This is a genomic window from Saccharomonospora sp. CUA-673 (genome assembly GCF_001942305.1).
Taxonomy (GTDB): domain Bacteria; phylum Actinomycetota; class Actinomycetes; order Mycobacteriales; family Pseudonocardiaceae; genus Prauserella.
In genome coordinates, this window is record NZ_MKKE01000084.1 from 166275 (window position 1) to 178924 (window position 12650).

The following is a 12650-nucleotide window of genomic DNA, read 5'->3' on the forward strand; positions in this document are numbered from 1 at the left end:
CCTTCGGATGCAGCGCCGCCACGTTCGGCCCCCGTCCAACTCCGACATCCGGCAGGCGTGGATCGCCCTACCGTTGCACAACCAGCAGGCGGAGAATGGTGGTCAACTCGTTCTCGAACCGGCTGACGGTGTCGCTCACTCCCGACAATGAGTGCAGCAGTGCGCTCTGGAAAATTCCGTCGAGGACGGCGTACGCACCGGAGGGCGAAGTGGCCGGCTCTGCCCCACACAATTCTGCGTAGCGGCTCACCACCCGCCAGATCATCTCCTCACGACGCTGATCGATTTCGAGGACATCGGCACGGAACGACTCGTCGAAGAGGCTCTGGTTACGCAGGTCGTACCAGAGACGGTGCAACTGGGCATCGGACTTCAGCGTACCGAAAAAGGTGTCGGCGAAATCCCGAGCGAGGACTTCGGCAGACTCTGCACCCGCTACGACGTCGTCGTAGCGGGTGACACATACGGCTTCGTACTGACGCACAGCATGGGTCAGCAAGTCGCGCTTGTCCGCGAAATAATAGTGCAGGATTCCGTGGGAGAATTCGGAGTTCTGCGCAATCTCACGCAGGCTGGTCCGCGCATAGCCCAACTCGGCCAAGGTGGCCAAGGTGGCCAAGGCAAGCTCGCTACGCCGCGCCTCGAACTTATCGACCTGGCGGCGAGCGATCCGGTCCTGCTTCGTTTCGGCGACCTCGGCCACGTGCTTCGTCCTGTCGACTCGATCCGGGCCCGCACTCTACGGGCCGAGCGACAGTCTATCGGCCGTGTCGAGCTACCCCATCGTGCTTGACGATCGTCAAAGAAACTCTTGACGACCGTCAAGACGCTGCTAGCGTGTGGCCCACGTCGCACGCTCCCTCCTCGCGAACAGAAGCAAGGAGACGACAGGTCGGCGATCTCAACGAGGAGGTTCCGGATGACAAGCTATGACCTGACCGGGCGCAAAGCCCTGGTTACCGGCGGTGCGCGCGGACTCGGCGCGGGTATGGCCGACGCACTTGCCCGAGCGGGAGCGGCCGTTGCGGTCGCGGACGTGCTCCAGGACGCCGGCGAACAGACCGCGCAGTCATTGCGTGATGCGGGCGCCGAAGCGGAGTTCGTGCCACTCGACGTGCCCGAGGAAGCCAGTTGGGCCGAGGCGGTACCGAAGGTGATCGATGCACTTGGCGGGTTCGACATTCTGGTGAACAACGCCGGCGTGGAGATCACCAGCCTGCTCGTCGACCTCGATCCGGCGGACATGAAGAAGATGGCCGACGTGAACGTGCTCGGAACCGCGCTCGGGATGAAGCACGCGTTCCGCGCGATGCGCCCGGACGGCCCGGCCGGGGCAGGAGGCACAGTGATCAACACCGCCTCTGTCGCCGCAACCATCGCCTTCCCCGGAATCGCGGGTTACTCCGCGACAAAATCCGCCATTGACCGGCTCACCCGGGTCGGCGCCGCCGAATCGGGCAAGCTCGGCTACGGCGTGCGGGTCAACTGCATCTACCCGGGTCTGACACCGACCGCGATGGGCACCCAGCTCGCCGAGGATTGCGCCGATATCGGCCTGTTCCCTTCCCCGGACGAAGCGGCCAAGGCCGTCGTCGACCTGACACCCCTAGGCCGACTCGGCCAGGTCGACGACATGGCCGACGCGGTGGTCTTCCTGGCCTCGGACGCGGCGAAGTACATCACCGGGACGGGCCTCTCGGTCGACGGCGGCATGGGCATGTGACCCGTTTTCCCAACAACGGAAGGACAAGATCCGTGAGTACTGACAAACCCGTTGTCGTCTACGGTGCCTCCGGCTACACCGGACGTCTGATCTGCGAGTACCTGCGCGAGTACAACATCCCGTTCCTGGCGGCTGGACGAAACCGCCAGCGGGTCAAGGAGGCAGTCGACGCGGTTCCCGGCATCGAGACGGTGGAGCACGAAGTCACCGAGGTCGAACACACCGCCGCCGGTCTGGCCGAGGCGTTCCGCGGCGCCCGAGTCGTATTGAACACCGTCGGCCCGTTCGCCCGCTACGGACACGAGGTCGCGCAGGCCTGCTTGGACATCGGGGCGCACTACACCGACACCAACGGTGAACAGAACTGGATGATCGAAGCCGACGAGCGTTACGCTGCCGCCTTCGCCGCACAGGAACTGGTGCTCACACCCGGTCTGGCACAGATGTACACCATCGGTGAGATCGCGGCCCAACTGTGCCTGGAGAACCCCGGTCTGGACACCCTCGACATCGAGGTGTTCTGGAAGGGGCACCCCACGGTGGCCTCCACGAACACGATCCTGACCAACGCCGCTTTCGCGAAGGCGTATTACTTGGAGCAGAACGAGTACGTGGAATGGCCCGCGGACGGCTGGCCCGCCGAGCTGACCGTCCCCGGGCAGCACGAGCTGGGGCTCGCGTTGCCATGGGGCGGAACCTCGCATCCGGTGTGGTTCAAGAACGACCGTCGAGTCGCCAACGTGCGCGCACTCGGCGGCGTGTTCAACCGGCCGCTGATGCAGGCGGTCCCGCAGATCGTTGCGTCCGCGTTGCAACAAACGGAGGGTTTGTCCACCGAGGACAAGTACCGAGTCATCGACGAGCAGTCGGCCCAGGTGCGCAGCGAGATGCCGCCGCGGGAGAACCCTCGGATCAACACCTCACTCGATTCGGTGTACGCGTCCGGGCCGCTGGGCCGGGCACACTGCGTCATCCATGGAAACTGCAACTACAAACAGACGGCACTAATGAACGTGCACGCGGCCTCACATCTACTCCAGGAACCGCCGCACAAGGTCGGGTTCGCATCCAGTTGTCAAGCGTTCGGACACCGCGAACTGCTCGGGACGCTGCGTTCCTTCGGTCTCGTGCTCGAGCCCATCCTCGAAGTCCACAACTGAACGAGTGTGGGCCGGCCGCCACGGTCCGGCCGGCCCACACCCATTCCAACAGTGAGGTATCCGTGCAACTCACCGACTACTTGGACAAAGGTGCGTCCCTCGGTGGGGATGCACCATGCCTGACCACGAACGGCGAATCCCTCAGTTACGCGAGGTGCAGCGGCAGTCCTGGCGCATCGCCGGGGCATTGCACGGCTCGGGCGTCGGCGCCGGAGACCGAGTCGCAGTACTTTCCGCCAACGACCCGCTCGCACTGACCTGTGTATTCGGCATCTCACGTGCCGGAGCAGTCTGGTGTCCGGTCAACCCCCGCAACGAGGCCGTCGAGAACCAGCAGCTCCTCGACTTGTTCGGCTGCCGCTGCCTGTTCTTCCAAGAGAAGTTCGCCCCGCTGGTGCAGGCGATCCGCGGCAACCTGCCCGAGTTGATCACGCTGGTCTGCCTGGACGGCACGGTCGACGGCGCGCTCTCTTTCTCGGAATGGCTCACGCGTAATCACCGCGAACCGGACACGATATCGCCGAGCGACGACGAACCATGCATGCTCGCGGGAACCGGTGGCACCACGGGGAAACCGAAGGGTGTGCGGCTCACGGGGCGCAACATGGAGACCGCGACCGCGCTGACCCTGATGAGCTACCCGTTCACGCACCGGCCCCGGTACCTGGCACTGGCCCCGCTCACCCATTCCGCCGGTGTGCTCACCTTCCCGATCATGACCCTCGGCGGCGAGATCGTCATCATGCCGAAACCCGATCTCGGCGAGTTCCTCCGGCTCGTCGAGCGACACAGGATCACGCACGCGTTCCTGCCACCGACGGTCATCTACGGGCTGCTGGAACACCCAGACCTCGACTCCACGAACCTGAAATCGTTGCAGTGCCTGTGGTACGGCGCCGCACCCATTTCACCGACCCGGCTGGCAGAGGCGCTCACCAGGATCGGACCCGTACTCGGGCAACTGTTCGGACAAACGGAGGCCCCGAACATGATCTCGGCCCTCCCGCCCGAAGACCACTTCCATGACGACGGATCCGTCGCCACCGAGCGACTGTCATCCGCCGGACGCCCCACGCCGTTCACCCAGGTCGCGGTGATGGACGACGCCGGAACGCTGCTTCCGCCGGGCCGCCGCGGGGAGATCGTGGTCCGCGGCCCACTGGTGATGGCCGGCTATCACGACGACCCCGAAGCGACGAAGGACGTCAGCAAACACGGCTGGCACCATACCGGCGACATCGGCTATCTCGACGACGACAACTACCTCTACATCGTCGACCGCGCGAAAGACATGATCATCACGGGTGGATTCAACGTCTATTCGGCCGAGGTCGAGCAGGCTCTGACTGCCCACCCGGCGGTACACGACGCGGCAGTGGTCGGTCTGCCGGACGAAAAATGGGGTGAGCAGGTCACCGCCGTGGTCCAGCTCAGAACCGAGCGGCCGACGACACCGGACGAGTTGATGTCGTTCGTGAAAGGACGGCTGGGCGGCGTGAAGACGCCGAAACTGATCAGAGTCTGGCCCGATCTTCCGCGTTCGAAGATCGGCAAGATCCTCAAGCACGAGATCAGGGACCGGCTGGTCTCACCGACCGACCACACGCCCGACCGCGGCGCAGGCCTTCCCCGTGAGGAAGCTTGACGATCATCGTGTGTCCGGGTGTGGCGGCCGACGGACCGCTGACCGCCACACCCGGCCCGTCGCTCACAGTGCGGTGACGGTGCCCGACAGGTGCGGTTTCGGCTTGCGCGCGTTCCACAGCTCGAACGCGTGCCCGTCGGTGGTCTGCCACGTCGTGAACGCCGCCTTCGCCGGCAGCAGGACGGGCAGCTTGAACTTGACGTCCACGGTGTAGGCGTCCGGGAGCCTGCCCTCGAACGCCGCCAGCGCGTGGGCCTTGGTCCACATGCCGTGCGCGATCGCCGAGGGGAAACCGAACGCCTTCGCCGTCAGCGGGTGCAGGTGGATCGGGTTCCGGTCGCCGGACACCTCGGCGTAGCGGCGGCCGATGTCGCCCGGCACCCGCCAGATCGCACCCGGGGTGGGCGGCGCCAGCTGCTTCCCGCCGCCGGAACCGGACCCCGTGCCGCCACCGCGCCGCAGATATGTCGACACGTCCGACCACACGACCTCGCCGCCGACATGGGCCTCGCTGATGACGTCGAACTGCGTGCCCTTCTCGTGCGGGCGCAGGTCGGCCGTGCGTACGCGCAGCGTCATCGGCTCGTCGATGCGGATCGGCCGGTGCTGGGTGATGCGGTTGGCCACGTGCACCATGCCCAGCAGCGGGAACGGGAACGACGGCTCGGCCATCAGCGACATCTGCAGACCGAACGCCAGGATGTGCGGATACGTGATCGGCAGTTCGTCGGACAGCCGGAACCCGCACACCTGGTTGTACGCGGCGAGGTGCTCCGGGTCGGTGACGACGTCGGTGCGCACGAACTCCAGGTCGGGCAGCTGCCCGCCGCTCTTGCGCAGCCCGCCGAGAACCACCTTCGGGTACAGCGCCGCCACGTTCGGCGGCCCGTTCAACTCCGTGACCGTCATCGTCACGCTCCCAGGAAGGCCTGGCCGCACACGCGGACGACGTTGCCGTTGACGGCGGCCGAGCCGGGGTTGGCGTACCAGGCGATCGTCTCGGCGACGTCCACCGGCAGCCCGCCCTGCGCCAGCGACGACAGACGGCGGCCGAACTCGCGGATCATGATCGGCACGGCGGCGGTCATCTGCGTCTCGATGAACCCGGGCGCGACGGCGTTGATCGTGCCGCCGTAGGAGGCGAGCTTCGGCGCGGTCTCGTCGACCATGCCGATGACGCCGGCCTTGCTGGCCGCGTAGTTGGTCTGGCCCACGTTGCCCGCGATGCCGGCCATCGACGAGACGCCGATGATGCGGCCACCGGTGTTGAGCACCTTGTCGGCCAACAGCGTGTCGTTGACGGCGAGCTGGGAGACCAGGTTGACGCCGAGCACGGAGTCCCACGCGGCGTCGGTGAGGTTGCCGAGCGTCTTGTCGCGCGTGATGCCCGCGTTGTGCACGACGACATCGACCCCGCCGTGCCGCTCGGACAGGTACGTCGCGAGCTTGGCCGGGGCGTCGTCGGCGGTGATGTCGAGCTGCAGCGCCGAACCGCCGATCCGATTGGCGACCTGCGACAGGTCCGCGCCCTGGGCGGGGATGTCGAGGGCGACGACGTGGGCGCCGTCGCGGGCGAGCGTCTCGGCGATCGCCGCGCCGATGCCGCGGGAGGCACCCGTGACCAGCGCGGTCTTGCCGGCGAGCGGGGTGTCCCAGTTCTCCGGGGCGGTCGCGGTGGTCACGCCGCCGGTGCCGACGCGGATGACCTGACCGCCGACGAACGCCGACTTCGCCGACAGCAGGAACCGGATCGTCGACTCGGTCGCCTCCTCGGCGCCCTCGGCGACGTAGACGAGCTGGGCCGTCGCGCCGCGCTTGAGCTCCTTGCCGACCGAGCGGGTGAAGCCTTCGAGCGCGCGCTGGGCGATGCGCTCGCGGCCGTCGGTCGACTCGGGCGGCGTGCCGAGCACGACGACCCGCGCCGACGGGGCGACCTTGCGCACCACCGGCTTGTAGAAGCGGTGCAGCTCGCGCAGCTGCGCCGGGTCGGTGATGCCGGTGGCGTCGAAGACGAGGGCGCCGTAGCGCGTGTCGTCCCCGGCGGCCTCGGTCAGCACGTCGATGCCCGCGGCGGCGATCTGCTTGCTCAGCGCCTTCTCGAGACGTCCGCCCGGTGCGGCGCCGATCAGCGCGGGCCCGGCCAGCGGCGGCTCGCCCGGCCGGTAACGCCGCAGCTTCGGCGGGTTGGGCAGGCCGAGCTTCGGCACCAGGAACTTGCCCACCGCACTCTTGGTGAACTGTTGATACGTGTCCGCCATCGCTGTCGTCACCGTCCTCGTCCGGCTGGAACTGCTACCGTCACAGCCTAACCTACTAGCGAGTAGGTTACCCTGGGAACCACGTCGAGCGTTCTCGAGAACCACCCGAGCAGGAGGAAGTCATGACCTCAGCGCAGAAGCCGAGCGGCGGCAAGGCGCGGCCCGCCAAGCCGAAGGCGCCGACTGCCCGCAGGGTCGCGATCGTCGGCGCGAACCGCATCCCGTTCGCCAGGTCCAACGGCCCCTACGCGAACGCCTCCAACCAGGACATGCTCACCGCCGCCGTCGACGGCCTCGTCAGCAGGTACGCGCTGCAGAACGAGCAGCTCGGCGAGGTCGCCGCCGGTGCCGTCCTCAAGCACTCGCGTGACTTCAACCTGGCCCGCGAGGTGGTGCTGGGCAGCAAGCTCGCGCCGACCACGCCCGCGTCCGACGTCCAGATGGCGTGCGGCACCGGCCTGCAGGCCATCGTCAACACGGCCAACAAGATCGCGCTCGGGCAGATCGACTCGGCGATCGCCGGCGGCGTCGACACCACGAGCGACGCGCCCCTGGCCGTCAACGACAACCTGCGCCGCCTGCTGGTCAAGCTCAACGCCGCGAAGACCGTCGGCCAGCGGGTCAAGCTGCTCGGCAAGCTGCGTCCCGGGCACATCGTGCCGGAGATCCCGCAGAACGCGGAGCCGCGCACCGGCCTGTCCATGGGCGAGCACGCGTCGCTGACCGCGAACTCGTGGGACATCGCGCGCGGCGACCAGGACGAACTCGCCGCCACGAGCCACCAGCGGCTCGCCGCCGCCTACGACGCGGGCTTCTTCGACGACCTGCTCACCCCGTTCCTCGGGCAGACCCGCGACCAGAACCTGCGCGCCGACTCGACGGCCGAGAAGCTCGGCAAGCTCAAGCCGGTGTTCGGCGGCAAGGACGGCACGATGACGGCGGGCAACTCGACGCCGCTGTCCGACGGCGCGTCCGCCGTGCTGCTGGCCACCGAGGAGTGGGCCAAGGAGCACAAGCTGCCGGTGCTGGCGTACCTGACGTTCACGCAGACCGCGGCCGTCGACTACGTGCACGGCGAGGAGGGCCTGCTGATGGCGCCCGCGTACGCCGTGCCGCGGATGCTCGACCGCGCGGGCCTCACGCTCGACGAGTTCGACTTCTACGAGGTCCACGAGGCGTTCGCGTCGCAGGTGCTGGCCACGCTCAAGGCGTGGGAGGACCCGACGTTCGCCAAGGAGAAGCTGGGCCGCGACGAGCCCGTCGGGTCGATCGACCGCGCGAAGCTCAACGTCAACGGCTCGTCGCTGGCGGCCGGGCACCCGTTCGCCGCGACCGGCGGGCGCATTGTCGGCACCCTGGCCAAGCTCCTCGCCGAGGAGGGCTCCGGCCGCGGCCTCATCTCCATCTGCGCCGCCGGCGGCCAAGGCATCACCGCCATCCTCGAACGCTAGAAGCCCCCGAGGGCCCCATGGTCGCGCCCACCCGTCGCCCACCACCACCCAAACGGACACGCTCCGCGTGGCTGGGCTCGATTCCACGCAACCATGGGGCCGTTGGTCGCATTAGGGGCGGCGGGTGCGCCGGGTCCTGGGAGCGCCGTGCGGCGCCGTGGGTCAGTTCGGCAGGACGGACTCGACGGCGCCGGTCGCCTTGGCGGTGGTGTCCTCGACCTGCTTGCGGGCCTTGCGGGCGGCGCGCTTGGTGCGCCAGCCGACGGACGGCTTGCCCTCGGTGTCGACCATCGCCAGCATCAACCCGCCCGCGAGGCCGGCGTTCTTCAGGAACTGCACCTGTTCCTGGGCGCGCTCACCGGCGTCCTGCTTCTCCCAGAACGGGTGTCCGGCGACGGTGGTCGCGGTGATGCTCGTCAGCAGCGCGATCGACGACAGCCGCGGGAACTTGCCGAGCGCCAGCATCGTGCCGGCGGCGACCTTCACCGCCCCGTCGAACTTGACGACGGCAACGGGATCGGTGTCGACGGGCAGCTTGTCGGCCACGGGCAGCACGTTCTCGCTGAGGAACGGTTCGGCCGCCTGCGCATGCCCTTCCGCCTGCCGAATGGCGTTCAGACCACCGGCGATGAAGATGGCGGCGAGCAGGGGACGGGCCACACGGCGCACGATCATCGAAGCTCCTGTAGATCGACTGACGAGGTCTCCGCAGACCAACCTACCCACGAACGCCGTCTCCGACTCTCTACAGCTCTCTAGCTCCCACCCGATAAACCCCGATACGCCCGCATAGACCCGCATAGAAAATGCACCCGTGGGCCCCATAGTTGCGTTGAGCGCAACTATGCCACGGGTGCATCTCGGCTCAGTACTGCTTGGGGAGCTTGAAGCCGTACTCGGCGGCCACGTCGCGGAGGCGGTCGGGGTAGTCGGTGATGATCCCGTCGACGCCGTCGTCGACGAGTTTGCGCATCGTCGGCTTGTCGTTGACGGTCCACGGGATGACGGTCATGCCGTGGGCGTGCGCCTCGTCGACCATCTCCTTCGTGGTGAACGGGACGTAGTCCGGGTCGCCGATCTCGCCGTCCTGCGGCTCGCCGTGCACCGGCGACAACGCGCTCGCGCCGAACGAGTGGGCCGCGCGCACGGGGTTGCCGTCGAAGTCGTCGATGTCGATTCCACCCAGCCACGGCGACTTGCCGGGCTCGCCGACCTCGAGGAAGTTCGGCACGGTCAGCGCCACGAGCGGCACCTTCGGCATGCGCTCCGACATGGCCATCAGCGCGCCCCAGTCGAAGCTCTGGATGGTCACGTTGCGGGCGAAGCCGGAGCGTTCCACCTCGGAGGCGACCCGCTCGACGAACTCCTCACGCGGCGCCGTCTCGTGCGGCGCGGCGGCCTCGACCTTCGTCTCGATGTTGAACTTCACGCCGAACGCGCGCTTCTCGCGGACCAGCGCGAACAGCTCCTCCAGCGTCGGCATGGGCGCACCCGGGTCGAGTTCCTGACCGGGGTGGTCGGGGTGCTGCTGGGACCCGCAGTCGAGGCTCCGGACCTGCTCGAACGTGAGGTCCTTGACGTACTTACCCGCGTACGGGAACTGCGGATCGTCGGGTGTCACCGGCTCGGTGTCCTGGCATTTGGTCGGATCGACCTGCCGGTCGTGGGTGATCACGTCGCGGCCGTCGCGGGTGATCTGGATGTCGAGCTCGAGCGTCGTGACGCCCAGCTCGAGGGCACGGTCGAAGGCCTTGAGCGTGCCCTCGACGGTGAGGCCGAGGCCGCCACGGTGGGCCTGGATGTCGAAATGCGCTCCGCCGGGGTTGCCCGGCTTCGGACCGGCCGCCGCCGCGGGCACGCCGATCCCGATGACAGTGAGAACGCTCGCCGCGAGGGCTGCGATGCGCTGAGTGGTCTTCACCAGCGAACCCTTGCACCTTCAGGTGACGCCCAGGTGATCCCCAGATGGAACAAACACGGACGGCAACGAGCTCGACAGGCCAACCGACACTCCCACCCGCCGGCCCACCACCACCCAATCGGGAGGTGCTTTCGCGACCCGGTTGACGCGCGTGCTGTTCGCGGGTGGTGGCGGTGCGGCCTCCCGACAGGCCAACCGACACGCGTAGGGATTTCTCGGGGAATATCGGGATTTGGCTAGAGAAGGCAATACCGTGCTAGCCATGGACCCCGTGCGGAACCCGTTCGCCCCTGGAGCCGGTCAGCGCCCGCCCGAGCTCGCCGGCCGCGAACGTGAGCTGGACGCCTTCGATGTCGTCCTCGAGCGCGTCGCGCGCGGGCGCCCCGAGCGCAGCCTGATGCTCACCGGGTTGCGCGGCGTCGGCAAGACCGTTCTGCTCGGCGAGCTGCGGTCGATGGCCATCCGCCAACGCTGGGGCGCCGGCAAGGTCGAGGCCCGTCCCGACGCCGAACTGCGCCGCCCGCTGTCGGCGGCGTTGCATCGCGCGATCCGCGACCTCGCCGTGCGCCACCGCGCACCCGACCGCGTCGACGAGGTGCTCGCCGTGCTCAAGGCGTTCGCGCTCAAGGCCAACAAGCCGGACGCGAAGATGCGCGACCGTTGGCAGCCCGGCATCGACGTCCCGCCCGCGCAGGGCCGCGCCGACTCCGGCGACATCGAGATCGACCTCGTCGAGCTGTTCACCGAGGTCGCCGAACTGGCCACCGACGTCGGCAGCGGCGTCGCGCTGCTCATCGACGAGATCCAGGACCTGACGCCCGAGGACGTGTCGGCGTTGTGCGCGGCGTGCCACGAACTGTCGCAGTCCGGCGCGCCGCTCGTCGTCGTCGGCGCGGGCCTGCCGCACGTGCCGGCCGTGCTCTCGGCGTCCAAGTCGTACTCGGAGCGCCTGTTCCGCTACACCCGAATCGACAGGCTGACCAGGGAGGACGCCGACCGCGCCGTGCTCGCGCCCGTCGAACGCGAGGACGCCGAGATCGCACCCGCGGCCCTCGACGCCATGTACACCGCCTCCGGCGGCTACCCCTACTTCATCCAGGCCTACGGCAAGGCGGCCTGGGACGCGGCACCGTCGAACCCGATCACCGAGGAGGACGTGCGCGTCGCCGCCCCCGAGGCCGAGGCCGAACTCGCCGTCGGCTTCTTCGGCTCCCGCTACGAACGCGCCACCCCCGCCGAACGCGAGTACCTGCGCGCCATGGCCGAACTGACCGAGGGCAAGGACGAAAGCGCCGTGACCTCGGACATCGCCGTCTACCTCGGCCGCAAACCGTCCTCGCTGTCGCCGGCCCGCGACAGCCTCATGAAGAAGGGCCTCGTCTACTCGGCCGAACGCGGACACATCGCGTTCACCGTCCCGCACTTCGGCAACTACCTGCTCAACCGCGTCGACTGACCCCGACCGGCACGCGTGCGGCGCCGTTGTTCGGACAACACGGTGCCTACCCCGACGCCCGCGTGGGTGGCAGAGTGAGGCTGTGGCGTCGGCCAAGTACCGGGAAATCGCAGCGGCGTTGACCGCCGAGATCGCCGACCTTCCACCGGGCACCAAAGTGGACGGCGAACTCGCGATCGCCGCGCGCTTCGACGTCAGCCGCGCCGCCGCCAGGGCCGCCGTGCAGGAACTCGAACGACAGTTCCTCGTCCGCCGCGTCCGCGGCATGGGGACCTTCACCGCGCGCCGCGTCGACTACCCGATCTCCAGCCATCGCGCCCCCTCCTGGAGCCACACACTGCGCGACGCCGGGGCGACACCCCGCACCGTCGTGCGGTCCTGCGAGTCGATCCCGATGCCCGCCGCGGTGGCGGCCAAACTCGACGCCCCCGAAGGCACCGCCGTCTGGCGACTCCAACGCCGCTCCTTCACCGACGAGCTCCCTGCATCCTGGGGCACCGAATGGGTCCCCGCCGCCACCGTCCCCGAACTGCCCACCGCCCTGCGCGTCTCCGACTCGCTCGACCACGTCATCCGCACCGTCGGCGGCGTCGCACCCACCCGCAGCTGGGTCCGCGCCAGCATGGAAGCCGCCCCCGACGAAGTCGCCGACGAACTCGCCATCGACCCCGGCGCCGCCGTCTGGTTCGTCAAATCCCTCAACACCGACCGGGTCAGCGGGACCCCCGTGTGCTTGACCGAACGGTGGATCCGCGCCGACGCCATTCGGGTTGTCTTCGAGGTCGGGGAGGATCTCGGGGGCTGAGCCCCGGGGGGGGTGGGGTGGCGGTGGGGGCGTCGTGTTGGCATCTCGCGGCGCTGTGTCAGCATCCCGCGTCGCTGTGTTGGCACCTCGCGTGGCCGTGTTGGTGTTTCGCGGTGCCGGGGGTGTTGCTTTGGGGGGTGGGGGTGCCTCGCCGGCGGGCAGGTCTCCGGGATGGTGGGGCGGCTCTGCCGCTGGGTGAAGTGTCATCCCGTCGACCCTCCGTTTTCGTTT

The 12650-nt window shown here is 68.4% G+C and carries 10 protein-coding genes and 1 pseudogene; 6 read left to right on the forward strand and 5 right to left on the reverse strand.

From position 1 onward, the window contains the following. Positions 1-67: 67 nt before the first annotated feature. Positions 68-703, reverse strand: coding sequence for a TetR/AcrR family transcriptional regulator (locus BJF85_RS25435; protein WP_075850434.1), 636 nt, complete (start codon positions 701-703; stop codon positions 68-70). Positions 704-919: 216 nt separating this feature from the next. Here BJF85_RS25435 and BJF85_RS25440 point away from each other — a divergent pair, with 216 nt between their 5' ends. From BJF85_RS25440 to BJF85_RS25450, 3 genes and pseudogenes are all read left to right on the forward strand, one after another. Continuing rightward, a complete protein-coding gene (locus BJF85_RS25440; protein ID WP_075850435.1) occupies positions 920-1723 on the forward strand; it encodes an SDR family NAD(P)-dependent oxidoreductase in 804 nt (267 codons plus the stop codon). 32 nt (positions 1724-1755) lie between these two features. Further along, positions 1756-2883: a DUF5938 domain-containing protein gene (locus BJF85_RS25445; protein ID WP_075850436.1), complete on the forward strand. Its 1128-nt coding sequence runs from the start codon at positions 1756-1758 to the stop codon at positions 2881-2883. A gap of 62 nt (positions 2884-2945) precedes the next feature. Beyond that, positions 2946-4528: pseudogene (locus tag BJF85_RS25450) on the forward strand (long-chain fatty acid--CoA ligase). A 63-nt stretch (positions 4529-4591) separates the two neighbouring features. On the opposite strand, the gene BJF85_RS25455 reads toward BJF85_RS25450, so the two are convergent. Then, a complete protein-coding gene (locus BJF85_RS25455; RefSeq protein WP_075850466.1) occupies positions 4592-5437 on the reverse strand; it encodes a MaoC/PaaZ C-terminal domain-containing protein in 846 nt (281 codons plus the stop codon). A gap of 2 nt (positions 5438-5439) precedes the next feature. Next, a complete protein-coding gene (locus tag BJF85_RS25460; RefSeq protein ID WP_075850437.1) occupies positions 5440-6786 on the reverse strand; it encodes a 3-oxoacyl-ACP reductase in 1347 nt (448 codons plus the stop codon). A gap of 122 nt (positions 6787-6908) precedes the next feature. On the opposite strand from BJF85_RS25460, the gene BJF85_RS25465 reads away from it, so the two are divergent. Further along, positions 6909-8237, forward strand: a complete 1329-nt coding sequence (locus tag BJF85_RS25465) for an acetyl-CoA C-acetyltransferase (RefSeq protein ID WP_075850438.1) — start codon at positions 6909-6911, stop codon at positions 8235-8237. 162 nt (positions 8238-8399) lie between these two features. Here BJF85_RS25465 and BJF85_RS25470 read toward each other — a convergent pair whose 3' ends face one another. Beyond that, positions 8400-8912, reverse strand: coding sequence for a DoxX family protein (locus tag BJF85_RS25470; protein WP_075850439.1), 513 nt, complete (start codon positions 8910-8912; stop codon positions 8400-8402). Positions 8913-9102: 190 nt separating this feature from the next. Beyond that, a complete protein-coding gene (locus tag BJF85_RS25475; protein WP_255375936.1) occupies positions 9103-10101 on the reverse strand; it encodes a glycerophosphodiester phosphodiesterase family protein in 999 nt (332 codons plus the stop codon). A gap of 319 nt (positions 10102-10420) precedes the next feature. On the opposite strand from BJF85_RS25475, the gene BJF85_RS25480 reads away from it, so the two are divergent. Both BJF85_RS25480 and BJF85_RS25485 read left to right on the forward strand, forming a co-directional pair. Next, on the forward strand, positions 10421-11614 hold the full coding sequence (locus tag BJF85_RS25480; RefSeq protein ID WP_075850441.1) for an ATP-binding protein: 1194 nt from the start codon (positions 10421-10423) through the stop codon (positions 11612-11614). Between the two features lie 82 nt (positions 11615-11696). Continuing rightward, positions 11697-12419 carry a GntR family transcriptional regulator gene (locus BJF85_RS25485; protein ID WP_075850442.1) on the forward strand — a complete coding sequence of 241 codons (723 nt, stop codon included), beginning with the start codon at positions 11697-11699 and terminating at the stop codon, positions 12417-12419. Positions 12420-12650 lie beyond the last annotated feature (231 nt).